This window comes from Mesorhizobium sp. M00.F.Ca.ET.216.01.1.1 (assembly GCF_004010325.2).
Lineage (GTDB): Bacteria > Pseudomonadota > Alphaproteobacteria > Rhizobiales > Rhizobiaceae > Mesorhizobium.
Genome location: NZ_SADR02000034.1, coordinates 1 through 23,740, shown reverse-complemented (window position 1 = coordinate 23,740; position 23,740 = coordinate 1). Strand labels below are relative to the sequence as shown.

Genomic DNA, 23,740 nt, shown 5'->3' with positions numbered 1-23,740 from the left:
GGAGTGGGGCATTGAAGCTGCCGATCTCCCCCACTTGGGGGGAGATCGGCAGCTTCGCCGATTTCGCCAGTCGCCAACAGGGGTGGCAACTTCGCCCCCTCAAATCCCCGAACCATCCAGCAGAGGCACATCGTCCCCCTCCCAGGGGTCGGGCAACGAACCCTTGCTCAGATTGGCTGATGGAAGCGGCATCCAGCACTTCAGCTCCGGTTCGGCATATTCGACCACGCGTCCAGGAGAAGAGTCGGAGGCGCGCCAGCCTTCGCTGCCGAACTGGTCGGCTCGCGCCCAATAAGCCATGTCGACTTCCGCGGGCCCCTGTTCGGACGGCCGAACCGTGACAAGGATCCTGCTGCCGTCCCTTGGCGCACTCGACATGTGGCACCACCGATCGGGTTCGTCCATCGCATTTCCTCCTGCACCCTGCGCCGGCATCACGACCTTGACCGTCGCAGGTGGATAGTCGCTTCGCGTCCAGGAGCGGTCAACCCGAACTTTTCGCGAGAAGATCATGGGAGCGTCAGTGAAAGACCCACGCTCGCATTCTCTTCCGGCGTCGCGTTCCAGTAGTTCATCGTCTCGTGGGAACGGTTCTTCGACGACTGGGATGTGCTCATCTGCCCGGTGATGATGTGCACTGCCTTCCATCACCGCGAGACAGGAACGTCTATACCCGTCGACGGCGTCGATGTCCCGTACTGGACGGCGCTCAGCCATGTCTGCCGGTTCAATCTCACCGGCCATCCGGCGGCCGTCATCCCGATCGGCCTCGATCGCGAAGGCCTGCCGATCGGCGTCCAGATCGTCGGTCGCCGCCATTCCGACCTGCGGCTGCACGCAGCCGCCAAGGCGTTGTCGCGGCTCACTGACGGTTTTCTCAGGCCGCCAACGCCCTGAGCGTTTGGCGGCCCGAGTGTATGGATCGTCACATGGTGCTGAAGCGTGCCTTTTCGGGCTGCGTCAGGTCGTGGGCTATTGCTGCCTTGCGGACCTCGGGAATTCGACCACGTCCGCGGCCGGCCGTTTGTATTGGGCTGCGACAATTGCCTCGATCAGAAGGTCCAGGGCCGCACGAGACTGGCAGCTCGTTTCGTCATCACCGCGCAGGTAATGACAGGCTCGTTCGAGATGCAGGTGTGCGGCGGCAAAGTCGCTATTCATAAGCTTCTCCTTTTTGCCCGCCGTTCGGCAAGGATGGCCGTTTCGATTTACTCCAAGGCAAATATCCACAGCCGGATTTGAATCGAATTGTTCGGTTAACCCAATCTTCACGATGTCGGGGCCACCTTGCTGTCGCGGCCATGTGTTGAGTTCCGCCTCAGGCAGCAACCCGCCCCGGTCCCCGGGGCGGGTTTTTCGTTTGAACGGCAGCTTCGGATCGGGGCCAACAGCCGCGGTTGGCCGCGTTTCGCAACGGTTTCGTCATCTCTGGCCGAGCGGGGAGCGAAGCGACTTGCGCGGAGACACTGACGCCAATCCCGTAACTTTTGAGTGATGCCGCGATATAGAATGTGAACCGGGCTGCTGCGCTGGCGCAGACGAGCTAGCGATCTACCTTGTTTTGGTGGCTGGTTGCTGGTGACATGCACGCGCTCTATGATCGTTGCTCCGAGCTCTGATCGGGCCGGCTCGTTGTGCGGGAGAGGCTCTATGGCCCAGCAGGAGCAGTGGCAGTTGGAGGGGAGCGCCGCGGAACTCTACGAGCGCTACCTAGTCCCGGCAATTACCGCCCTGTGGGCTGCCGACCTGGTGGATCGTGCTGCGCCTCAATCTGGTGAGCGGGTTCTGGACGTAGCCTGCGGCACCGGCGTGGTGGCGCGCTCGGCGGCCGAACGTATGGGCGATGGGCAGGTCGTCGGCCTCGACATTAACACGGGCATGCTTGCCGTTGCTCGATCAATCCCGAGAAGCGCTGGACCGAATATCGACTGGTACGAGGGAAGCGCACTCGAAATGCCGTTCCCCGACGCCACATTCGATCTGGTTCTTTGCCAGCTCGGACTGCAGTTTTTCCCCGACCGATCGAGTGCGCTACGTGAGATGTTCCGGGTGCTGGTGCCTAACGGCCGACTGGCGTTAAGCGTTTTTAGCGCTATTGAGCATACCCCTGCGGCGAAAGCGCTGGCGGATGCCTTGGATCGACATGTCGGGCCTGGCGCTTCGGCAACGAAACGTTCCGAGCATTCACTCGCCGATGCGGACGAGCTTTACCGATTGGTGGCTGGGGCGGGCTTTCGTCATGTGACCATTCACACCACGACCCAGAACATCCGCTTCCCCTCGCCAAAGGAATATGTGCGGCTACAGCTAGCAGCGACTCCCCAGGCCGGACTGGTGAGTGGAATGGATGCCGGACATCGCGACGCAATGACCACAGCGATCACGAGTGATCTAAGGTCGTCGCTCGCAGCCTATTCAACTGGAGGGGAGCTGATGTTCCCCCAAGAGGCTCACGTCCTGCTCGCACGCAAATAGCGCAGGTTGTTGCAGCGGTCTCAAAGGAACCGTCCAAATGCACCGTACTTTCCGGGGAATCTTGCCGGCAATGTTGATTGCCTGTGGTGTCGCAGACGCTGTCGGCTACGCGCAGGCGCAAAATCCGCTGATCATCACCGCACCAGTCTCCGGTCAGACCGTTGATGGGACGCTCTCCTTTTCCGGGACGGCTTCCGTCAACAGCATTACACGGCGCGGTACAATTCGCGGACAGACCAATACCGGGGTCGAATGCCGAGGCACGACCACTGCCAACCTTACCTTCTCGCATGGAGAAGGAACGATGGCTTGCGGGCAACTCTCAACCCGGTTCGTGTTCTCGCTGACCAGCAGACAACCCCCAGTCGGCACAGGAACGGGAACCCTTTCCGATGGGCGCAAAGTGGTATTGAGTATTGGAGGATGACCAAAAAACCTAAACGCGTCATTTCTGCGCCAGGCTCGCCCCGTCGATGAACGGGGCGAGCTGAGTTCGAAGCTCAGTGCTCAACGTGCGCATGTAGGTCGCTGTCACATGATGCTTGTCGTAGTAGACCAGCACATTGCCAATGACGGGAGGGCAGGTTTGGCCGGTGCAGAAGAAATCCGTGAAATCCAGAAAGTGCAGATGATCGTCGGGAGGGACCGCCGACGTCGGGCTAACCGGTGACAGCACCCGATCCCGCTGCACTGCGCACTTTGGCGAGAAGCGCCCGTTGATTTCGACGCACTCTGGTATATCGAAGCCGAACCAGGGCGTGTCGCGCACCGCTATTATGTGGAGCCCGGCCGCGGCGAGCGTCTGCCACTGCTCACGATAGCCGACCGGTGTCTCTTCGATCCCGTCGACCACGCGTGTCGATGTGGTAAAGACCAGATCCGGCTTGTCCGTCACCAACCTTGCCATCAGCCGTTCATTCCACCTAGTGCAGGCCCGCTGGTATTCCGGCGCCTCGGACGTCGGCCGCGAACTCAATACGCAGCTGCTTTTTGTGTAAGTGACAATTCTCCAATCCGGATATCTGCCCAAGGCGCTCTGCAGGGCCGGCAGCCAATGCACGCTGTGTGATCCGCCCACGAGTGCGAGAACGTGGGTCGCATCCTTCGGCCCGAAACTGCAACTCAGCAAGGTGTCGCCCGGCAGGGATTGATGGCAACCCTGGCGATACACGTCCGCATCGTCCCACCTGGCGGTCATCGGACCGGGGTTGACGGGAATATCGCTGGAGAAAACGACAGATGCTTTGATAGCCGCCGCACCGGGATAATGCTCGACATCCGCAATGCGAAGCCGTTCCTCGGCCATGAGCCGACCGGCCTGCGTGTTCCAGATCGACAGAACGGCGCCGATCGCGGCAAGAGCGCCGGCTGTTCCGAACACAGTCCGCAACTTGCGCTCTTCCTGCCTCGGCGTCGAAAAGCGTGCCTCGACGAATTGCGTCGTCAGATAAGAAAGCAGGACTGAGACGAGCATCACGACAATGCCGCCGACCACCCCGGCCGATGTCTGGTAAGAGAGCGTGAGATAGAAGACCAGGATCGGCCAGTGCCATAGATACAGGCTGTAGGAGATGTTGCCGAGCCAGCTCAGCGGACGTGCGCCCAGCAATCTCGCAACGCCGAAACGCAGTGGCGGACCGTCGCCGCAAACGAGGATCGCTGCCGCGGCAAGTGTCGGCCAGAGCGCTGCGTAGCCAGGAAAGACCGTCGATACTTCGAGCAGGATGCCGCAGCTCAGGATCGCCGCCAGACCGACCCACCCGCCGATCGTCCGCTGCATCGGCGTGAGTTTTATCTTGGGTAGCAGCAGTGCGGTGATGCCGCCGAGCGCGAACTCCCAGATGCGCGCAAAGGTGTCGAAATACGCGAATGTCTGATTTGTCGCCGTGCTGTAGATCGAATAGGCGAGCGACAGCGCGAACACGCTCATCAGGAACGCCAATATGTCGGTCCGCGATGGCCGGCGCCTTATCAAGGTGAAAGCGGCAAGTCCCGCAGCCAGGATCAGCAGCGACTGAACCTGGGCGGAGAGCGCCCAATAATGCTGCAGCGGACTCCCCACCTGGTCGCGTGCGAGATAGTCGATCGCCGCCTCCGCCAGATACCAGTTCTCCAGATAGACGGCGCTGGCGGCAAGCTGGTGGATGACTGTCTCCCATCGCATCTTGGGCAGCCAGAACGGCGCCGATATCGCAACGATCGCGATCACCGATATGGAAGCGGGCAGAAGCCTGCGGGCCAGTCTGGTGGCAAAGTCGACGAGATCGACGCGGTGCCTCGATTCCGCCTGCCGCCCCAGCGACCCGATGAGCAGATAGCCGGATACGATGAAGAACACATCGACGCCACCGGAAACCCGGCCGACCCATATGTGATATACCGCGACCAGGAATACGCCGATCGCCCGCAGACCCTGAATGTCGTCGCGCCGTGCTGTGGCGGGGATTTTTCGCGCAACGACAGCTGTGCCGTCATCCGGCCGTGGCCGGAGAAGGAAACTCGTCCGCGCTGAAAAAAGGCCGCGGAGACCTTCAACTGTGCCGATTCGAGCCATTAAGCGTCACTTTCGAGACCGAAATGACGCCGCATCTGACAAATTGTAAAATGCTGCAGTGCACAAAAGCAATCAAATTGTGCTCGGACGGCGGACCAATTTCTGCGACACATGCAATGAAGTGACAGCGACCGGTTCAATTTACGTCGCGCCGACTGGTTGAGAAGGTCTGCCACGGGCAATCACAAATAGTCGGTGACGGCCGCTCCCACCGAAGCGGCCGCCGCTTGATAACCGCTATGCCGGCTGCAACTCCTTGCGTGGCAGCGGCGGGAAGGCGATCGCCACCGCCACCGCACCGAGCCCGACGAGGGCCGAGCCGATGAACAGCCAGGAATAGTTGGCGTAGGCATCGAACACCATGCCGCCGGCGAGCGGGCCGAAGGCCATGCCTATGCTCGACAGCATGGTCGCGGCGCCGAACACCGTGCCGATGATGCGCGGGCCGAAATATTCGCGCGCCAGCACCGCATAGAGCGGCATCACGCCGCCATAGGTGGCGCCGAAGATGACGGCGAGCGTGTAGAACTCACCGAGTTGGCTGACGGCGAGATAGGCCGAAATCACCACCGCCTGGATCGCCAGCCCGGCGATCAGTACCGGCTTGACCCCCAGCCGGTCGGCAAGCACGCCGTAGAGCAGCCTGCCGCCCAGGCCGGCCAGGCCCTCGACGCTGTAGATGCTGACCGCCGCCATGGGCGCCACGCCGCACAGCATCGCGTAGCTCACCATGTGGAAGATCGGTCCCGAATGCGCTGCGCAGCAGGCAAAGAAGGTCAGCCCCAGGACGATGAATTGCGGCGAGCGCAGCGCTTGGCCGACCGACATGCCGTGACCGTTGGCGGCAAGGTTTGAGGCGGCGTCGTCGGCGGCAGGCTTGGGCGGCTGGCGCACCAAAAGGGCGGCCGGCAGAAGCAGCACCCACGCCATGACGCCGATGTCGAACATCGCCGTGCGCCAGTCATAGGCCGAGATCAGCCAGCGTGCGAAGGGCGAGATGGTCATCGGCGCCACACCCATGCCGGCCGAGACCAGCGAGACGGCAAGGCTGCGGTTCCTGTCGAACCAGGCGGTGGTCAGCGCGATCATCGGCGCGAAGAAGGCGCTGGCTGCGAGGCCGACGAGCACGCCATAGGTGATCTGGAAGACTAGCAGCGAGCCGGTGCGGCTGGCCAGCACCAGCGCCAGCCCGAGCAGCACCGCGCCGGTCATGACGACGATGCGGGCGCCGAAGCGGTCGTAGATGGCGCCCCAGGCGAAGCCGCCCAGGCCCATCACCAGGAAGTTCAGCGTCATCGCGCTCGACACGCCGGCGCGCGACCAGTTTGTGTCGAGCGTCATCGGTTCGAGGAAGATCGCCAGCGAGAACATCGCCCCGAGGGCGACACAGGTCATCAGGGCGCCAGCAGCGACGATGACCCAACGATAGGAAAGGCTCATGTTCGGTTTTCTCCCATGCCGGAGGCATTGATCGGACGGCGTGCCATTTCGAGCTTTGCAGCGCCGCTTGCGTCCGAAGGACGCTGGCGCCGTTTTCAATCCTACAATCCGGTTGCATTTGTTATCCAGTCAGGACGGCGGCGCCACTTGATTGAGGCGCCACTTGGTTGACTGGCCGAGTTGACCGGGCACCGTCGAAGCCTAGATTAGATCGATTGCGATCAGGAGGCATTTAGCATGGAACTTCATCGCGGCCGTCTCATCGACCACCTTCAACTGGTGGTCAGGGATCTCGCGGCCAGCCGCCGTTTCTACGAGGCTGTTTTCAACGTGCTCGGTATTCCGATCGGCGGCGAGGCTGAGGATTATTTCTGGGCCGACGAGCTGTTCTTCTCAAGCCTCGACAGCCGAACGGCGAGCGGAGAGCTGACAGGCCGCCACCATCTCGCCTTCCAGGCCAGGGACCGCGCCATGGTCGATGCGTTCTACAAGGCAGGCCTCGAGGCCGGCGGCAAGGACAATGGCGCGCCGGGCGAGCGGCCCTACCATCCCGGCTACTACGCCGCGTTCCTGCTCGACCCTGACGGCAACAATATCGAGGCGGTGTTTCACGGACCGGCCGCGCGCAGTGCTGCGTCGGTGACGATCACGTTTTAGGGTGCGTGGGGACCATTGAGGTCAATGCTCTACGTCACCCCCCTCTGTCCTTCCGTGATGCCGCGCAGGCTCATCACTCCTTCACCGCGCCGGTCATCGAGGAGACGTAGTGCTCGACGAAGAACGAATAGAGCACGACCACCGGCAGCGAGCCGATCAGCGCTCCCGCCATCAGCGCCCCCCATTCATAGACGTCGGAGCGCACAAGCTCGGTCAGCACCCCGACCGGCACGGTCTTGGTTTCGGACGACTGGATGAACGTCAAGGCATAGATGAACTCGTTCCATGACAGGGTGAAGGCGAATATGCCGGCGGAAATCAGCCCCGGTACCGACAGCGGCAGCACGATCTTGGTCAGGATCTGCCAGCGGCTCGCTCCGTCGATCAGCGCGCATTCCTCCAGTTCGAACGGGATCGAACGGAAGTAACCCATCAACAGCCAGGTGCAGAACGGGATCAGGAAGGTCGGATAGGTGAGGATCAGCGCGAACGGTGTGTCGTAAAGCCCGAGGTTGAACACCATCACCGACAGCGGAATGAACAGGATCGAGGGCGGCACGAGATAGGCGAGGAAGATCGCGAGGCCGACCTGCCGCGCCCCGGAAAACCTGAGCCGTTCGATCGCGTAGGCGGCGAACACCGACGCCAGCAGCGACAGGAACGTGGCGGCGGTCGAGATGATGATCGTGTTGAGCAACCAGCCCGGATAGGACGTCTCGAAAAGAAGATAGCGGATGTGCTGCAATGTCGGATGCACGACCCAGAACGGATTGAAATTCACATAGTCGGTCATCTCGAGATTGGGCTTAACCGCCGTGATCGTCATCCAATAGAACGGGAACAGCAGCACGATGACGAACACCAGCAACGGCAGATAGACCGTCACCACGCGGCGCGGCAGGCTCTGCAGGTAGCCCATGCCGCCTTCGTCGAGTTCCGGACGTTTTTCCCTCTTGATCACGGCCATGTCAGTCTCCGCCGCCCTGCTGCCATTTGCGGCGTTGCAGGCCGAAGTAGCTGAACAGGATCGCCGCCAGCAGGAACGGGATCATGGCGACCGCGATCGCGGCACCCTCGCCAAGCTGGCCGCCGGAAATGCCGCGCTGGAACGACAGCGTCGCCATCAGATGCGTGGCATTCACCGGGCCGCCGCGGGTCAAAACATAGATCAGCTGGAAATCGGTGAAGGTGAACAGCACCGAGAATGTCATGGTGATGGCGATGATCGGCGTCAGCAGCGGCAGCGTCACGAAACGGAACAATTGCCAGCGGCTGGCGCCGTCGAGCGTGGCAGCCTCGTAAAGCGACTGCGGGATCGTCTGCAGGCCGGCCAGCAGCGTGATCGCCACGAAAGGAATGCCGCGCCAGACATTGGCGGCGATCACCGAGGCGCGCGCGTTTTCCGGATCGCCGAGGAAATTGATGCGATGGTCGATCAGGCCCATCTGCTGCAGCGCCCAGGACAGGATCGAGAACTGCGAATCGTAGATCCACCAGAAGGCGATGGCCGACAGCACCGTCGGCACCACCCACGGCAGCAGCACGATCGCGCGAAAGAACGACTTGAACGGCAGGTTCTGATTGAGGATGAGCGCCAGCCAGAGGCCGAGCACGAACTTCAGGATCGAAGCGCTTATCGTATAGAGCAGGGTGTTGAAGACGGAGAGCCAGAAGACGGCGTCACTCCACAGATATTCATAATTCTCGATGCCTATGAAGATGCCGGGACGGCCGATGCGGGCATCGGTGAAGCCGAGCCAGACGCCGAGCCCGAGCGGATAGGTCAGGAAGACCAGCAGCAGCGCCGCCGCCGGCAGCATGAAGCCGAAGCCAAGCGCGTTCCTGCTTTCGGCCAGGCGGGACAGGATCGACGGGCGTGGCTGAACGGCGATGGATGACACGGCCATGGGACGGCTCCTTACGAGGTCTCGTTGATCGGCCCGAACGGCCGCGACACGCTTCCGGACCAGGCCGGGCGGCGCGGGCGCGGCTGCCCGGCTCAGCTGTGATCAAACGTGCTCAAACGCGGTAGTAGCGGTTGGCGCGCTTCTCCGCCTCTTCCATCGCCTCCTGCGGCGTGGCCTGACCCGTCACCGCCTTGGCGAACATGTCGACCAGCACATAGTCGGCCATGGTCGCCGCCGAGGCATAGCCGAGCGGCCCGGCATAGCCGTTGGGACGCAGCGTCGCCGAGGCCTTGGCGTAAGCGGCATTGTTCGGATCGGCCTTCCACACCGGATTGTCGTCGAAGGCCTTGAGCGTCTGGCAGCAGTAACCGGCCGACGAGGTGATCCAGTCCGACATCTGCGGCTCCTCGAACATGAACTGCAGATAGGCCTTGGCCGCGTTGGGGTAGGGCGTGTAGTCGAAGATGACCGCCGTGGTCACCTGGAACAGCTCGACGGATTTTCCGACCGGACCGATCGGCAGGTTGGTGGTGCGGATGTCCTTGGCGATCTCGGCCAGTTTCGGGTCCTTGTCCTTGTTGATCTTGGCGGTGTTGTAGGCGGAAATGCCGTTGGCGATGACGCTCAGCTCGCCGGCCAGGAAGGCGCGGTTGTTGTTGACGTCGAGCCAGCTTTCGGTGCCGGGGATGAAGGTCTTGTAGAGCGCCTGCGCGTATTCGATCGCCTTCAGCGTCTCGGGGCTGTTGATCGTCACCTTGCCGCTCTCGTCGACCATCTTGCCGCCGTGGCTCCACAGCAGCCAGTGCGCATAGTTGTTGCCGTCGCCGACGCCATGGCCGTGCGTGAAGCCGGCCGGATGGCCCTTCGCCTGCAATGCCTTGCAAAGCTCGAGCAAGCCTGCCGTGTCCTTCGGAAATTCGGAGAAGCCGGCCTCCTTCACCCAGCTTTCGCGATAGACGATGGCATTGCCGATGGTGGCCAGTGGCAGGCCGAGGAATTTGCCCTCGCGCGTCGCATATTGGTGCGGTCCGTCGTACCAGCCACCGTATTTCGAGCCGAGATACTCACCCAGTTCCGTCACGTCATGCAGCTTGTCGGGATACTGGTGCGGGTCGTCGAACCAGACGAACATCAGGTCCGGGCCGGAGCCGACATTGGCGGCGACCGCCGCCTTGGGGCGGATGTCTTCCCAGCTTTCCTTATCGATGCGGACCTCGACGCCGGTCGCTTCGGTGAACCGCTTGGTGTTGGCCAGCCATTGATCCTCGTCGCCCTGCACGAAGGGCGACCAGCGCAGCAGCCGCAGCTTGGCGCCGTCCTCGGGCTTGTACTTCAATCCCTCCTGGGCAAAGGCGGAAGAGCCGAACCGGCTTCCCAAGGCTCCCGCCGCCGCCACGCCGGCGGTGGTGCGGATTACGTCGCGTCTGGTGAATTTCATGCTCGTTTCCTCCTCTGTTTTCCTCGTCTACTGCTTGATGCGCGTTTCCAATCGTTGCCCGGTCTCGCCGTGAAACAGATGGATGAGGCCGGGCTCGGCGGAGAGCCGCACGGTTTCGCCCGGCGTGAAGGAATGACGTTCGCGGAAATTGGCGACGATCTCTTCGCCGCCGGCGGTCCGACCGATGAGCTGCACCTCCGACCCGGTCGGCTCGACCACCACGACGGTGACCGGAATGCCCTGGTCGGACAGCCGCAGATGCTCCGGCCGTACTCCCAGCACCACCGGCTCGCCGCTGTGGGCGGAAGGTACCGTAGCCAGCGGCAGCGAAATTCCGCCGGAGCCCCGGAATGAGGGTGAGCCGTCGGTTACGATTTCGCCCCTGAGCATGTTCATGGCGGGCGAGCCGATAAAGCTGGCGACGAAGAGGTTGTTCGGTCTGTCGTAAAGCTCCAGCGGCGGCCCGATCTGCTCGACGAGGCCATCATGCATGACGACGATCTTGTCGGCCATGGTCATCGCCTCGATCTGGTCGTGGGTGACATAGACGGTCGTGGTCTTCAGCCGCTGGTGCAGCTCCTTGATCTCGGCGCGCATCTGCACCCTGAGCTTGGCGTCGAGATTGGACAGCGGCTCGTCGAACAGGAAGACCGCGGGATCGCGCACGATCGCCCGGCCCATGGCGACGCGCTGGCGCTGGCCGCCGGATAGCTGGCGAGGATAGCGCGACAGCAACGGCACCAGCCCGAGGATTTCGGCGGCTCGCTTGACGCTGACGGTGCTCTCGGCTTTCGCAACACCCTTGAGCATCAGCGAGAACGCCATGTTCTCGGCGACGGTCATGTGAGGGTAGAGCGCATAGTTCTGGAACACCATGGCGACGTCGCGTTCCTTTGGCGCGACGTTGTTGACGACACGCTCGCCGATCGCGATCTGGCCGCGCGAAATCTTTTCCAGGCCGGCGATCATCCTGAGCAGTGTCGATTTTCCGCAGCCCGACGGCCCGACCAGCGTGACGAACTCGCCGTCGTCTATATCGACGCTGACGCCGTGCAGAATCTCGACGGTTCCGAATGATTTGTAGACATCGCCAATTGCGACAGACGCCATCGATCTCCTCCCGACTGGTTCCTGCGAAGGAAACCGCTGTCCCAAGCTCCCCCCTGGTTACGCGATGGGGAAACGGTAGCGGTACCAAACCGGCCTGTAAAGCCGTGGTGAGACATGCGCTCTACTTCGTCGCTCATGGTAAATGCGATCTGCACCGAACAGGCCGCGCACGCTTCGGTGCGCTCGATCCCGTGGATCAGATCGCCGGTACCCATTTCCAGAACACGCCTTCCATGCGTTCGGGGTAATATTTGAACTCACACTCGAAGCGCCGCCCGTAAGTGCTGGCCGCGGCGAGCGCTTCCCTGCTGACCGGGTTCATGCCCGTTCCCGGCGCGAACCAGTCTTCCAGCAGGTCGTCGGGGATGTATGCGCCGATCCGCAAAGGCAGCTTTTCGAGGACAACGTCCATTTCCTCCGGTGCGGACAACGCTTTCTCCCCTTTTCGGATCATGCTGGCAGAGAAATCATCCAGAGCCGATCGGGTTCCATCGCTGAGGTTGACACTCCACGCCGCGCCCCTCTGTCCTGCCGGCCTTGCGGCTATGCCACAAATGCCTATCCTCCAGTCACCAACGCCAGCACCAGCTTCTGCAGGTTGCCGCCAGGGCCGAATTCTATGCGGTCGAAATCGCGGCTCGCCTGCCGCTGCGCCAGCGACAGTTCGGCAAGCCGCCTGGTCAGCTCGGTCCTGATCTTGCTGCAGCCGGGGTCGCCGGCAACGATCAGGCCGACGCTAACGGCCTCGATCTTGCGCACCATGTCGACGATGCTGTTGCCATGCACCTTTTCGTGGGCGCTCAGGCCGGCGATGAACACCTCCCAGTTCTTGCTGATGGCGGCCGGCAGCGGCCCGGCCGGCTTCGGCAAGGTGTAGGTGATGATGAGCTTTGGCCGCGCCGTCACCAGTACGCAGGCATCGCCTTGCGGCTGGTAGTCCCGCTCCCAGGTCAGCTTGAAATTGGTGTGCGCGATGGCGCGGGCGATGCCGAGCTTTGGCCCGCGCTTGCCGATCGAAGCATAGAGTTCGAGGCCGGTTTTCCCTGATATGGCGTAGGTCTCGACCTTCTCGACGTGCTGCCAGTCCGCATACGCCGGCGACGAAAGGAGACAGGCCGCCAGCAGGCACAGGCGAATCAGTATTTTCATGCACACATCAAAGGCGCTGGCTGCTGGCGAGAAAAGAGACCTTCGTTCGAGCGGCTCCAGTCGGTTGCCGGGTTCAAAAAGCAGGTATCACCCCTTCAGTGGTGTCGCGGGCAATGACGTTTCCTCTTCGCCCCAGCCGGCAAGTTCGAGGCCTGTCCGTATTCGGTCCCGATTTTCGAGACTCTGCAGGCGAAGGTCTGCAATAATCGCCTGGACAGTCAAGCCAGGTTCGAGCCGCCGTCCCTCCCTTGCGCAAAAGCGCGCCTTGTCGAGGTCGCCGTCGAGGCCGTAACATGCCGCCAGCCGGGCCAATTGCCAGGCACTCTTGCGTGGCAGGCAGGAGAACGAAACAGCGGCTTCTCGATACCGACCCACATGAAGCAGGGCTTCGCCCCGGTCGTAATAGTACCAGGGCGGGTGCATCGGATTGAGATCAATGGCCTGATCGAGGAGCGCCAGGCCCGTCTCGGCATTTCCGCGCAGCGTGTGGAAAAAGCCCGTCTGTGCCAATGTATCGGCATCGTAGGGGTTGAGGTCCAGCGCCCGAGCCAAATGCTGCGCTGCGGCCTCGAAATCGTGCCGGTAGAGCAGGATCAATGCAAGGATCCGGTGGCATCGTGCCTCGTCGGGACTGAGGGCCATCGCGTGGAGAGCCCGGTCGCGCGCCTGATCGAGCACGGACCGCGGCGCGCCGGTATACCCACCGATGATCGTGTCCGCCAGAGCGAGGTAGGCGTGGGCGAGGCCCGACTCCGGATCGAGTTCCAGCGCCTTCAGCAGATGCGCGCGCGCTTGCTGGTTCACCCCCTCGCCATAACTGCGCAGCAGCGCAATGCCGCGCAAAATATGGACATACGCCTCGACATTGGCGGCGGCTGCGGGAGATACACGCCGCATCGCCGCACTCTCTATATTGGCGACCAGCGCCGTCGCGATCCGTTGCGCCACCGTTCTTTGAAAAGCGAAGATCTCACTGGTCCTGAATGAAAACGTCTGCGCCCACACGCGTCGGCCGGACGCTGTTTTGGACAGCACGACGCGCACGTTATAGCCATCGTCAGCGCTTTCGACAGCGCCTTCCGCAACATAGTCGGCTCCGAGACGCTCGGCGGTCGCCCAGATGTCCTGGTCGGAGTATTGGGCAAGCGCGAAGGCCGAATGGCGCGCCAGCACCGCGATGGTCTTGAAGTAGGAAAGCGCGTTGATGATCTCCTCGACCGCGCCATCGAAGAGCGGCTTTGCCGCCGCATCGTCAGTGTTGACGCGAAACGGCAGGATGGCAACCATCGGTTCGGGAGGGCGTCCGGCTGGAACCGCAGCGGGGGCGGCCGGCGCAAGCGAAACGGCCGCGGTGTCGTCGCCAGGTTGGAACATATAGCCGCGCCGAGGCACGGTTCGGACCAGGGACTGCGTCTCGTCGCCTATGCATTTGCGTGCGTCGCGGATGCATTGGGTGAGCGAATCCTCGGTGACGATGATGCCCGGCCAGACCGCTTCGAACAGTTCGTCCTTGCTCAGCACACGGCCGCGGTTGCGCACCAGGAAGGCAAGCAGGTCGAAGGTCTTTGGCCTGACCGGCACGATCTCGCCATCGCGCTGCAATGTGCCGCGTTCGAGATCGAGAACCGAGCTGCCGATCTGTTGTGCCAAACCCCTACACCATCGCTGCGCCCAATTGCGCAGCGATCATCGGAGCCGCAGAAGCCGGTAAAGGTCAAGCCCGGAAGACCCTGGCCCGCAAAACGCCGGCCCGAAAGACGCTCGCCTGAAAGAGCCTGGTAAGGCGCTGCCTGAGGCCCGGCTGTGCTTCGCCAGGGAGCATTGTCGGGTCGCGGGGCGTCAGAGCGTCGAGATAGTGCAGCATCTGCACCGTTTCGCCGCCACAATATTCAACACTGCCCGTCGACAAGATCCGATGCACGGCTTCCTGTGCCATGATCGACGGGGGAAAAGGTCCTTCAGCCTTCGCATGCATGATCGATCTCCAGGGCTGGTGGTGGCAAGGGCGTGCTGGATTGCAATGACGCCAGGTAGGCGGCGACTTTGCCCTGCAGCCGCCATAGCGTCGCGTCGCGGATGTTGCGGGCTTCGAGCTGAACGACGGTGCGGCGCAGATAGTCGGCGCAGCTGCCGATGTGGCCGGCGGCAAGCGACAGGATTTCGACGGTGATCTGCTCGGGCAGGGCAGCCGCATAGGCGGGGCCTGTCCGGTCGACGACGAAGGCGATGGCCCGCAAATTTCTGCCCGCACTTCGAACCGAAACCCAGCGCGGAATGTTGGTCGGCGGGTTGGCTGACATCTCCCGGCGCAGCAGCCGGTCGATCGCCGCATCGACGTCACGGTCGGGGATACGGTAGATGGCACCGCGGCAGCTGCCGCCGCGGTCGAGTGCAAGCATCAGTCCGGGCCGTTCGCGCGTGCCGCGCCACCGGGTCAGCCACAGTGAAAATCGCCGATGCCAACCATGAACGGTCGCTGGTGTTTCCTCGACGAATTCGAAGCACGGGTTCCACAGCAGCGAGCCATAAGCGAACACCCACACGCCGCCGTCGCGGGACCGGCCGGCTAGCAGCTGCCTGCGAATTTCGAAGTAGTCGCGATCCTCCAGGCTCCGCAGCCCGGGCGCCGGGCCGGCGTCCTCGATCTTGCGTTCGGTCCTGGCGAGGAGGTCTTCTGTAAGGGCGATGTTCATGGCCGCTCATCGGGTTTGTCTCCCGAGAGCATCGCAGAGGCTTGGCCTCCGCGTCCTGAACGGATGCTGATATTGTTCTGAATTCCAATGCGGAGCCGCAGCGGCCCCTCTCGATCGCCTGCCAAATCCGCTGCGGAACTGCTACGTCCCCTTCACGCCTTGGCCCTGAAGCGCGCTGCCTCTTCCGAACCGCTTGTGGCGTCGCCCGCGCTGTAGGAATGCGCGCCGGCGCCGGCGAGCTTGCCGCCGTCGACGATCAGATATTCCTCGCGGATCGGCCGGCCTTCGAACCAGCACTCCAGGATTTCGCGGGTGCCTGCGGCGTAGCGCGCCTGGGCGGAGAGCGACGATCCCGAGATGTGCGGCGTCATGCCGTGATGCGGCATCGATCGCCACGGATGGTCCTTGGGCGCCGGCTGCGGGAACCAGACATCGCCGGCATAGCCCGCGAGCTGCCCGCTTTCCAGCGCGCGGGCGACGGCGTCGCGATTGCAGATCTTGCCGCGCGCCGTGTTCACCAGATAGGCGCCGCGTTTCATCCTGGCGATCATCGCCTCGTCGAAGAGGTTCTCGGTCTCCGGATGCAGAGGCGCATTGATCGTCACCACATCGCAGATGCCGACCATCGATGCCGCATCCTTGTGGAATGTGACGCCAAGGTCCTTCTCGACCGCCTCGGGCAGGCGGTGGCGGTCGGTGTAGTGCAGCTTGACGTCGAACGGCCTCAGCCGGCGCAACACCGCGCTGCCGATCCGGCCGGCGCCGACAGTGCCTATCTGCATGCCCTCGACGTCGTAGGAGCGCGCCACACAGTCGGCGATGTTCCAGCCGCCCTTGGTGACCCACTGGTAGGAGGGGATGTAGTTTCGCACCAGCGCCAGGATCATCATCACCACATGCTCGGAGACGCTGATCGAGTTGCAGTAGGTCACCTCGGCGACGGTGATGCCACGCTCCATCGCGGCCTGGAGATCGACATGGTCGGATCCGATGCCGGCAGTGATCGCAAGCTTCAATTTGTTCGCTTTGGCTATTCGTTCCTTGGTCAGATACGCCGGCCAGAACGGCTGCGAGATGACGATTTCGGTGTCGGCGAGCTCGCGTTCGAAAACGCTGTCGGGACCGTCCTTGTCCGACGTCACGACCAGGCTGTGGCCGGCGCCTTCGAGAAATTTCCTCAGCCCAAGTTCGCCGGAAACGCTGCCGAGAAGAACCCCCGGCTCGAAGTCGATCGCCTTTGGCGTGGGAAGTGTCTGGCCGCCGGGATAGCGGTCGAGCCTGGGCAGCCCGTCCAGCGCGTAGTTTGACGGGTAACCGTCGACCGGATCGTCATAGAGGACGCAAACGACCTTTGCCATTTCTATCTCCCTTCGTTTGGCAACGAAGAGGAAGACGTCGGTTGTTGACGCCCGCCAAAACGACAACGGGCGGGTATTCCGAGGTGTCCGAGGCCAGCAGGTCAGCAACTCCTGGCGCTTCCTCGTTCGGCACGTTGTGCACTATGGCGAACTAGATGGAGGAGCCGGACCCGGTTTCAAGGCTGGTGGCCGGCGCCCGTGATTATCAATGCGTTCTCAACCTTCGGTCGGGTTCCGGCCGCCGGCGCGATGCCGAGGCTGCCGTTGGTGTGCTGAAAAAGCATGTCGGCGAAGGCATGGAAACGCCGGCCGAGGCGGGGATGGCAAGGAAGGGTCGAGCGCCCCTTCTCCCCTTGTGGAAGGTGTCGCCGAAGGCGACGAATGAGCGGTGCTGGAAGAAACGCGGATTTTAAGCGTTTACATCTTCAAGGCGGCGATCCTGCCAACACCCTCATCCGACCGAGCTTCGCTCGGCCACCTTCTCCACAACAAGGGGAGAAGGGAGGGCGGCGTCGATGCTGCCGATCTCCCCGCAAGGAGGGAGATTGCGCGCTCGGCCGCTTTGCGCCAAGCTTCCATCAGGGGAGGGACCATCGCTTGGATACCAATGTCGTCATCGTCGGCGCCGGACCGGCGGGGCTTGCCATCGGCGCTTGCCTGAAAAAGGCGGGGCTCGATTTCGTCATCCTCGAAAAGGCCCATGAGGTCGCGCCGGCATGGCGGCGGCATTACCGGCGGCTGCATCTGCATACTGTGAAGTCGTTCTCCTCGCTGCCCTATATGCCGTTTCCTAAAGCGTATCCGCGCTACGTGCCGCGCGAGAAGGTGGTCGCCTATCTCGATGCCTATGCCGAGCGTTTCGAGCTCAGGCCACGCTTCGGCGAGACCGTCAAATCCATCCGCCGCGAGGACGGGCGCTTTGTGGTCGAGACCGCGGCGCACACGCTTTCGGCGCGCCATGTCGTCATCGCCACCGGCAACAATGCCGAGCCGATCGTTCCCAGCCTTCGCGGGATCGAGGCTTTCAAGGGCAGGCGGCTGCACAGCGCCGACTATACCGAGGCCGCGCCCTTTGCCGGCCAGTCGGTGCTGATCGTTGGCATGGGCAACACCGGCGCCGAGATCGCGCTCGACCTTGCCGAGACAGGCGCCCGCCCGACGCTGTCGGTGCGCAACGGCGTGCACATCGTGCCGCGAGAGCTGTTCGGCGTGCCGATCCAGATGGTCGGCATCGCCAGCCGGCCGATGCCGCAAGCGGTGAATGACAAGCTGTTCCCGATCATACTCGACCTGGCGCTGGGCAAGCTCCGGAAATACGGCATCGTCAGGCCGAGAGAGGGTATCCTCAAGCAGATCGACGCCGGGCGCATCCCGGTCATCGATGTCGGGACGGTGGCGGCGATCAAGTCCGGCGCCATCAAGGTGGCGCCCGACATCAAGCGCTTCACCGAGCACGGCGCCATCTTCGTCGACGGCAGGCAGGCCGAGTTCGACAGCGTCATCCTCGCCACCGGCTATCGACCGGCCTACGAGAAATTCCTGCCGGCGGAATTGCGGCCTAGCAAGAGCGGCGTCACTCGCCGGGCCTCCGAGCTTGGTCTCTATCTCGTCGGCTTCCACAATCCGGTCACCGGCCTGCTCAGGGAAATCGGCATCGAGGCGCTCGCCGTCGCCGCCGACATCGCGCGGCGGGGCGCCTCCCGTCGGTCTCAGCTGTAGGGCGACCAGCACTGCTGGCGAGGTCCGGCATAGGGCTGGTAGCTGTTGTCCCAGGCGCGGTAGGAGACATAGCGTTCGTGGCACCAGCGAATGTGGGCCGCGGCCAGCAGTGCGGCTGATCGCGGCGGCACTGCCACCGCAACGCCCGCGGCGAAGGCGGTGGCGGGGAACCAGTAGCCATTGTAGTAGCGATAGCCGGGCCTGATGCGCACATAGCCCCGGTAGCCATTGTAGTAATAGGCGCCGCCGACGACGTAAAAGCCGCGCCGGTAGCGGATCGGCTCAGGCGCGGTCGAAGCCGATGTCAGGCCCGAAGCGGGCACGCCCGGCAAGGCATTGGCAGGTGAGGCAAGCACCGAAGCGCCGAGCATCAGTCCGCAAAACGCTGTGATTGTCCGTTTCATCAAAGTTTGTCCTCTCGAATCGCTGGTCGAATGGCTGCCGGTCACTGACGTCTGAGCATCCGCAGTTCCAGGAGCTAAAGCGTCCCTTGCGCAGCCTTCTACGCAGCGTCTCGTCACGTCCTACGCTGCGCGCGCCGATTTTTTGCATGGGCGAACGACGCTGCCTTGCGGCGGCTTCGGCATCGCCGTGGCGTGAAATTTTCTTGCCGGAAAGCGTAGGGGCAGGACCCGGGCTGCGTATCGGTCAGCAGTCGCCCCCCAAACCAACGACAGCGCGACCAACGACAGCGAAAGGACAATCATCATGAAACGCTTTGCACTCTCTGCGGCCCTGCTTCTCGGGCTCACACCGCTCTCAGCCGCGCATGCCCAGGACATGCCGGGCAAGGAAATTCCGGGCAAGAACATGCCGGGCCAGCGCATCCTGCAACGTCTCGACATCAATGGTGACGGCTCGATCTCAAAGGACGAGATGCTTGCCGCCCGCGAGCGCCAGTTCAAAAAGCTCGACCGCAACGGCGACGGCGCCGTAGACGAGAACGAGATCGAAGGCGCTCGCGACGCCGTTATGGACCGCGCCGAAGCCGCGCAGGCCAGGCTCGGCAATCGCGGGCGGCGCATGGACGCCAATGGCGACGGCAAGGTCTTCGAGGACGAGTTCCGCAGCCGCATGCCGCTGTTCGACCTCGCCGACCGCAATGGCGACGGCAAGCTCTCGGCCGACGAGATCGCCGTCATCCGCAAGCACTTCGCCGGCCGCGCCGGCTGACGCCGCGTTCTTCCCATCTGGAGCACGACATGCTCTCTTCAGCGAAATTGTTTTGCCTCGGCGCCATTCTTGTGGCGTCGGCTGCGACGCCGGCCGCCGCAGAGGAATGGTTAAGGCCGACTGGACATGGCGGCGAGATCAGCCGCAGCGTCAGCAGGGACGGCAACACCTATACCGGCTCGACCACGCGCACCGGTCCCAATGGCGGCACCTACACGTCGAGCGCCAAATGCGTGGCGGGCGTTGTTGACCGCTGCGCCAGAAGCTATTCTGGCGCCGGGCCGGACGGGCAGTCCTTTTCCGGGAAACGGGTGTCGGCGCGTGGGCCGTTCCGTGGCCGCTCGGCCGGCAGCTTCACCGGCCCGAACGGCAACACGGTCTACGGGTTCCGCCGCTGGCGCCGTTGATAGTCAGGAGCCCGCCTCGGTGCAGCATGAGGAGCCGCGTGAGGACGACGAACTGCTGGCGCGCGTAGCCGCGGGCAACCAGGGCGCGCTGTCGCAGCTCATCGCCCGCCACGGCCGCGGCTTGCGGATCTTTGCCGCGCGCTACCTCGGCAATACCGGCGACGCCGAGGATGTCGTGCAGGAGGTGTTCGTGACCGTCTGGAAACAGGCCGCCCGGTTCGATCCCGCCAGGGGCCGTGCCTCGACCTGGCTGTACAGGATCACCGCCAATCGCTGCATCGACCAGCGCCGGCGCCGCGCGCTGCGGGCCTTCATCGGCCTCGACGATGTCGGGGATTCGGTGCCTTCCGAGGAGGCCGATGCCGAAACGGCGACCGCCGCGCGCCAGGAGCTTGCGATCGTCCGCGACGGCCTGTCGCGGCTGCCGGAGCGGCAGCGCACGGCCGTGCTGCTGCGGGCGGTCGCCGACCTCGACATCGCGGCCATCGCCGAGGTGATGGGCGGCAGCGCCGGCTCGGCGGAGCAACTGCTGGTGCGCGGGCGGCGCGCCCTACGTGACCACTTGAGGGATCATCTGGCAATGGCGGCCACGGGCCGTGAAAGGAAGTCCTCATGACACGGGACGAGTTCGAACGAAACAAGCGTCGCTTCGGCGACGATGTCGATGTCTGGCCGGCTCCCTTCCGGCAGCAAGCGCTGGCCTTTATGGCGGGCGAAACGGGGGCCAGTGAATCGGCGGCGGACGCATCGCCGCAAGACGATGCAGACCGCGCGCTCGACCGCCTGGTGCTCGAGGCGGCGCTGGTCGACAGCGACGAACAGGCGCTGGCACGCAAGGTCCTGGCCCGCATCGATGCCGGCCGGGCGCGACCGTCGTTCCTGCCGCGGTTCCTGCTTGCACCGGCCGGGCTGGCGGTGTGCGCGGCGGCTCTTCTCGTGGCCGTGACGCTGGCCGGCTACCAGCTGGCGCGGCTGCAGGACGACCTGCCGGATTCGGAGCTTCTGGCGCTCGCCTCCGGGGCGCGGCTGGCCGACGACGGCGTCTCCGGCATCGGGGCCGATCCGGCGGCAGGGGAGGGTTCGCTCTGATGAAGCGCTCCTGGATATGGACAACGACGCTGGTGCTGCTCGGCCTTTCGCTCGCCCTCAATTTCTTTCTGATCGGCTATGCGGCGCATGGCCTGCGGCAGGGCGCGGCAGGGCGTATGCTGATCGCCGAGATGGCCGGTGCCTACCCGCCCGAGGTGAGAAAGGAGTTCCGCGGCATCCTGCGTGAAAACCGTCCACGCACGCTCTCGGCACTGGCCGAGGTGCGCGCGGCGCGCGCCAGGCTGGCGGCGGCTGAAAAGGCTTCGCCCTTCGACGAAGCAGCGGTGAAGGACGCGATGGCGGCTGTGCGCACCGCCACCACAAACCTTCAGGCGACCATGCAGGACTACCTCTTGACCGCGATGAGGAACGTCAAGGCAAAGCCCGCCGCCGGTGGCTGATGGCTGGTCGGCAGCGTAGCCAGGCGCCATGTGCGCCCGGCTACCAATGTCATCAGTGCTTGCTCTTGCCGGAACTGACGGCACTGCTGCTGATCGCGATGCGCTTGGCCTTCGCCAGCGCACGCTGGGTCTTGGGCAGCGTCACGGTCAGCACGCCGTTATGGAAGGCAGCGTTCACCTTGTCCTCCTCGACTTCGTAGCCGATCGGGATGCGGCGCTCGAAGCGGCCGTAGAACCGCTCGGAGAACTGCCTGTCCTTGTCCTCGGTTTCGGAGCGCTTCTCGCCGCGCAGCATCAGCACGCCGTCATCGAGCAGCACTTCGATGTCCTTCTGATCCATTCCGGGAATTTCGGCGGTCACGCGGATCTCCTTCTCGCCGTCGGAGATTTCCACGCTCGGCCAGCTGCCGCGCGCCGAGGAAAATCCGCTGAGCGACGGCATGCGCGTTTCGAAACCGCGGAATGTGTCGTCGATCAGGCGGTTCATCTCGCGATGCAACGCCATGAACGGGTCTCTGTCATCGTCACGATAGAAGCTGGGACTGTTCTCCCGGCTCCAGGGGATGAGATCACGAATAGCCATTGGTGTTCTCCTTTCTCGACTGGTTGTGGCGCTCACCTTCGCTCAGGCGACCTGCTTTGGTGCTTCGACCGGCCCGGCCTTGGGCGCGCCGTCTTCCTTGGCGATCGTAATGCGACGCGGCTTCATCTCCTCGGGCACTTCGCGCACAAGGTCGATGACGAGCAGGCCGTGGTTAAGCGAGGCGCCGATGACCTTCATGTGATCGGCAAGCTCGAAGCGGCGCGTGAATAGTCGCGCCGGCAGGCCACGGTGCATATATTCCACCTTGTCCTGTTCCTTGCGGTCGCCCGAGGCGATCAGAAGGTTAGGCTCGTGGCTGACGTCGAGGTCTTCTGCGGAAAAGCCGGCAACGGCGATCGTCACGCGATAGACGTTCTCGCCGCACCGCTCGATGTCATACGGCGGCCAGCTATCGACTGCCTGAGGCGCGTTTTCCAGCAGGTTGAAGACACGATCGAAACCGATGCTCGACCGATAGAGCGGGGAAAAGTCGAATGCGGTTCTCATAGCTACGTCCTCCATCGAGCGACATAGATACAAGGAACGCCAAGAAGCCGGCGCTCCTTGGTTCCGCCGGACCATTCGACGACCGACACCATTAATTTGGTTATTGTCAGCCTGAAATCAAGACCCAGATTCTGTCCCGTTGCCAGATTCTGTCTGGTGATGCCGGCTTCAGCCGCGCCGGCACCCCGCATGGAGGACATCATGACCCTGACCCGCGACGACATCATTTCGGTGCTAGGCCCGGTGGACAACGCCATCATCGCCGACATCGCCTCGACCGGGGCGACGATCGAGGAGTTGCGCGAGGCTTTTGCCTGGGTCGGAGCCGATGAGGCGCTGGTGAACGAGGGCCGTCCTCTGCCGTCTGCAAGGGTGGCGACGCTGATCGGGCTTCTCGAGCCGCCGGACGACGACATATAGCCGGCCGTTGCCTCGGCTCCTGAGGCCTTGAAGTGCGCGAGCAGGCGAACCATCTTCTCGACCGGCGCCGAATGGACATCGGCCGCCGTCCTGCTTGCTCTCAAAAAAGAAGAAGGAGGAAGTAATGAACGACGTCCCGTTTCCCGACCCGATCACGCTCAAGTTCCAATCCATCGGAGAGCGCAAGGTCGCAAGCAGCTGGGAAGCTATCGAATGCATGCATCAGCAATGGCCGGACCGGGCCCGCGGCCGAAGCTGGCGCGCAGCCTATCGCGCCTGCCGCGACGCGCTCGACGGTTGGCGCACGGCCCGCGAGGCGCGCAAGGCCTTCGTCAAGGCGGCCCGCACGGCCGGACTGCTTGTCACGGGACGTAAATCCGGCTGAACGCCGTTCCAGCAGCATTGCGCTCTTCCTTCTCCCCCTGGTGGGACAGGGCTATCGCATATGAGTGATCGCATTGATGAGATAGTCGTCATTCCAGGCGCATTTCTTGATGCGATGGCTGATGGGAACTTTGGCGGTATCGGCGGCTTGGAGGATGTTTCTGGCGAGGCGATTGAGAAGGGCTGTGTTGGCGGGAGCATTGTCCTTGCGGGCACGGCTGAGGTCCTCATCGAGATGGACATCGAGCATCCAATGCAGGCCGTTCTCGATCTGCC

28 protein-coding genes and 1 pseudogene are annotated in these 23,740 nt (G+C 63.3%); 12 read left to right on the top strand and 17 right to left on the bottom strand.

The window, feature by feature from the left end; translation table 11 throughout:
* Positions 1 to 99: 99 nt before the first annotated feature.
* A complete protein-coding gene (locus tag EN859_RS31060) occupies positions 100 to 405 on the bottom strand; it encodes a hypothetical protein (RefSeq protein WP_127856424.1) in 306 nt (101 codons plus the stop codon).
* A 168-nt stretch (positions 406 to 573) separates the two neighbouring features.
* Here EN859_RS31060 and EN859_RS31055 point away from each other — a divergent pair, with 168 nt between their 5' ends.
* Entirely contained in the window at positions 574 to 897 is a 324-nt protein-coding gene (locus tag EN859_RS31055; RefSeq protein ID WP_281015646.1) for an amidase family protein, read from the top strand.
* A gap of 75 nt (positions 898 to 972) precedes the next feature.
* On the opposite strand, the gene EN859_RS31050 is transcribed toward EN859_RS31055, so the two are convergent.
* Positions 973 to 1,161, bottom strand: a complete 189-nt coding sequence (locus EN859_RS31050) for a hypothetical protein (RefSeq protein ID WP_127856422.1) — start codon at positions 1,159 to 1,161, stop codon at positions 973 to 975.
* Between the two features lie 489 nt (positions 1,162 to 1,650).
* On the opposite strand from EN859_RS31050, the gene EN859_RS31045 reads away from it, so the two are divergent.
* Both EN859_RS31045 and EN859_RS31040 read left to right on the top strand, forming a co-directional pair.
* Positions 1,651 to 2,475: a methyltransferase domain-containing protein gene (locus EN859_RS31045; RefSeq protein WP_127856421.1), complete on the top strand. Its 825-nt coding sequence runs from the start codon at positions 1,651 to 1,653 to the stop codon at positions 2,473 to 2,475.
* Between the two features lie 37 nt (positions 2,476 to 2,512).
* Positions 2,513 to 2,902, top strand: coding sequence for a hypothetical protein (locus EN859_RS31040; RefSeq protein ID WP_127856420.1), 390 nt, complete (start codon positions 2,513 to 2,515; stop codon positions 2,900 to 2,902).
* Positions 2,903 to 2,920: 18 nt separating this feature from the next.
* Here the strand turns inward: EN859_RS31040 and EN859_RS31035 are convergent, their stop codons facing one another.
* Both EN859_RS31035 and EN859_RS31030 read right to left on the bottom strand, forming a co-directional pair.
* The gene (locus EN859_RS31035; protein WP_127856419.1) at positions 2,921 to 5,029 is read right to left on the bottom strand and encodes an acyltransferase family protein; all 2,109 of its coding nucleotides are present in this window, start codon (positions 5,027 to 5,029) and stop codon (positions 2,921 to 2,923) included.
* Between the two features lie 237 nt (positions 5,030 to 5,266).
* Complete coding sequence (locus tag EN859_RS31030) at positions 5,267 to 6,469, bottom strand: MFS transporter (protein ID WP_127856418.1); 1,203 nt, start codon at positions 6,467 to 6,469, stop codon at positions 5,267 to 5,269.
* A gap of 237 nt (positions 6,470 to 6,706) precedes the next feature.
* On the opposite strand from EN859_RS31030, the gene EN859_RS31025 reads away from it, so the two are divergent.
* Positions 6,707 to 7,126: a VOC family protein gene (locus EN859_RS31025; protein ID WP_127856417.1), complete on the top strand. Its 420-nt coding sequence runs from the start codon at positions 6,707 to 6,709 to the stop codon at positions 7,124 to 7,126.
* A 73-nt stretch (positions 7,127 to 7,199) separates the two neighbouring features.
* Here EN859_RS31025 and EN859_RS31020 read toward each other — a convergent pair whose 3' ends face one another.
* From EN859_RS31020 to EN859_RS30980, 9 genes are all read right to left on the bottom strand, one after another.
* Positions 7,200 to 8,093 (bottom strand): carbohydrate ABC transporter permease, encoded by an 894-nt coding sequence (locus tag EN859_RS31020; RefSeq protein ID WP_127856416.1) that lies wholly within the window; start codon positions 8,091 to 8,093, stop codon positions 7,200 to 7,202.
* Position 8,094: 1 nt separating this feature from the next.
* Positions 8,095 to 9,033: a sugar ABC transporter permease gene (locus tag EN859_RS31015; RefSeq protein WP_127856415.1), complete on the bottom strand. Its 939-nt coding sequence runs from the start codon at positions 9,031 to 9,033 to the stop codon at positions 8,095 to 8,097.
* Positions 9,034 to 9,145: 112 nt separating this feature from the next.
* Positions 9,146 to 10,471, bottom strand: coding sequence for an ABC transporter substrate-binding protein (locus EN859_RS31010; RefSeq protein WP_127856414.1), 1,326 nt, complete (start codon positions 10,469 to 10,471; stop codon positions 9,146 to 9,148).
* A gap of 27 nt (positions 10,472 to 10,498) precedes the next feature.
* A complete protein-coding gene (ugpC, locus tag EN859_RS31005; protein ID WP_127856413.1) occupies positions 10,499 to 11,581 on the bottom strand; it encodes a sn-glycerol-3-phosphate ABC transporter ATP-binding protein UgpC in 1,083 nt (360 codons plus the stop codon).
* Between the two features lie 196 nt (positions 11,582 to 11,777).
* Complete coding sequence (locus EN859_RS31000; protein ID WP_127856412.1) at positions 11,778 to 12,011, bottom strand: hypothetical protein; 234 nt, start codon at positions 12,009 to 12,011, stop codon at positions 11,778 to 11,780.
* Positions 12,012 to 12,139: 128 nt separating this feature from the next.
* Positions 12,140 to 12,730, bottom strand: a complete 591-nt coding sequence (locus EN859_RS30995; protein WP_127856411.1) for a DUF922 domain-containing protein — start codon at positions 12,728 to 12,730, stop codon at positions 12,140 to 12,142.
* A gap of 87 nt (positions 12,731 to 12,817) precedes the next feature.
* A complete protein-coding gene (locus EN859_RS30990) occupies positions 12,818 to 14,380 on the bottom strand; it encodes a winged helix-turn-helix domain-containing protein (protein ID WP_189502357.1) in 1,563 nt (520 codons plus the stop codon).
* Positions 14,381 to 14,688: 308 nt separating this feature from the next.
* Entirely contained in the window at positions 14,689 to 15,423 is a 735-nt protein-coding gene (locus EN859_RS30985; RefSeq protein ID WP_127856409.1) for a gamma-glutamylcyclotransferase, read from the bottom strand.
* A gap of 152 nt (positions 15,424 to 15,575) precedes the next feature.
* Entirely contained in the window at positions 15,576 to 16,781 is a 1,206-nt protein-coding gene (locus EN859_RS30980; RefSeq protein WP_189502355.1) for an NAD-dependent formate dehydrogenase, read from the bottom strand.
* A 597-nt stretch (positions 16,782 to 17,378) separates the two neighbouring features.
* On the opposite strand from EN859_RS30980, the gene EN859_RS30970 reads away from it, so the two are divergent.
* A complete protein-coding gene (locus tag EN859_RS30970; protein ID WP_127856408.1) occupies positions 17,379 to 18,500 on the top strand; it encodes an NAD(P)/FAD-dependent oxidoreductase in 1,122 nt (373 codons plus the stop codon).
* Here the strand turns inward: EN859_RS30970 and EN859_RS30965 are convergent.
* On the bottom strand, positions 18,491 to 18,904 hold the full coding sequence (locus EN859_RS30965) for a BA14K family protein (RefSeq protein ID WP_127856407.1): 414 nt from the start codon (positions 18,902 to 18,904) through the stop codon (positions 18,491 to 18,493). The genes EN859_RS30970 and EN859_RS30965 overlap by 10 nt on opposite strands.
* Positions 18,905 to 19,208: 304 nt before the next feature.
* On the opposite strand from EN859_RS30965, the gene EN859_RS30960 reads away from it, so the two are divergent.
* From EN859_RS30960 to EN859_RS30940, 5 genes are read left to right on the top strand one after another with little or no spacing between them, the layout of a single operon-like run.
* Positions 19,209 to 19,673 (top strand): signal transduction protein, encoded by a 465-nt coding sequence (locus tag EN859_RS30960; protein WP_127856406.1) that lies wholly within the window; start codon positions 19,209 to 19,211, stop codon positions 19,671 to 19,673.
* A 29-nt stretch (positions 19,674 to 19,702) separates the two neighbouring features.
* Complete coding sequence (locus EN859_RS30955) at positions 19,703 to 20,080, top strand: hypothetical protein (RefSeq protein ID WP_127856405.1); 378 nt, start codon at positions 19,703 to 19,705, stop codon at positions 20,078 to 20,080.
* A 19-nt stretch (positions 20,081 to 20,099) separates the two neighbouring features.
* A complete protein-coding gene (locus EN859_RS30950; protein ID WP_127856404.1) occupies positions 20,100 to 20,696 on the top strand; it encodes a sigma-70 family RNA polymerase sigma factor in 597 nt (198 codons plus the stop codon).
* Positions 20,693 to 21,169: a hypothetical protein gene (locus EN859_RS30945; protein WP_127856403.1), complete on the top strand. Its 477-nt coding sequence runs from the start codon at positions 20,693 to 20,695 to the stop codon at positions 21,167 to 21,169. Before EN859_RS30950 ends, EN859_RS30945 begins: the two co-directional genes overlap by 4 nt.
* On the top strand, positions 21,169 to 21,570 hold the full coding sequence (locus EN859_RS30940; RefSeq protein WP_127856402.1) for a periplasmic heavy metal sensor: 402 nt from the start codon (positions 21,169 to 21,171) through the stop codon (positions 21,568 to 21,570). The genes EN859_RS30945 and EN859_RS30940 overlap by 1 nt, the downstream gene beginning before the upstream one ends.
* Positions 21,571 to 21,622: 52 nt before the next feature.
* Here EN859_RS30940 and EN859_RS30935 read toward each other — a convergent pair whose 3' ends face one another.
* On the bottom strand, positions 21,623 to 22,153 hold the full coding sequence (locus EN859_RS30935; RefSeq protein ID WP_127856401.1) for an Hsp20/alpha crystallin family protein: 531 nt from the start codon (positions 22,151 to 22,153) through the stop codon (positions 21,623 to 21,625).
* 42 nt (positions 22,154 to 22,195) lie between these two features.
* Positions 22,196 to 22,660, bottom strand: coding sequence for an Hsp20 family protein (locus EN859_RS30930; protein WP_127856400.1), 465 nt, complete (start codon positions 22,658 to 22,660; stop codon positions 22,196 to 22,198).
* A 201-nt stretch (positions 22,661 to 22,861) separates the two neighbouring features.
* Between EN859_RS30930 and EN859_RS30925 the strand changes: the two genes are divergently transcribed.
* Positions 22,862 to 23,080 carry a hypothetical protein gene (locus EN859_RS30925; RefSeq protein WP_189502353.1) on the top strand — a complete coding sequence of 73 codons (219 nt, stop codon included), beginning with the start codon at positions 22,862 to 22,864 and terminating at the stop codon, positions 23,078 to 23,080.
* A gap of 124 nt (positions 23,081 to 23,204) precedes the next feature.
* Positions 23,205 to 23,465: a DUF982 domain-containing protein gene (locus tag EN859_RS30920; protein ID WP_127856398.1), complete on the top strand. Its 261-nt coding sequence runs from the start codon at positions 23,205 to 23,207 to the stop codon at positions 23,463 to 23,465.
* Positions 23,466 to 23,516: 51 nt separating this feature from the next.
* Here EN859_RS30920 and EN859_RS39765 read toward each other — a convergent pair.
* Positions 23,517 to 23,740, bottom strand: a pseudogene (locus EN859_RS39765) (ISAs1 family transposase); the annotation flags it as partial.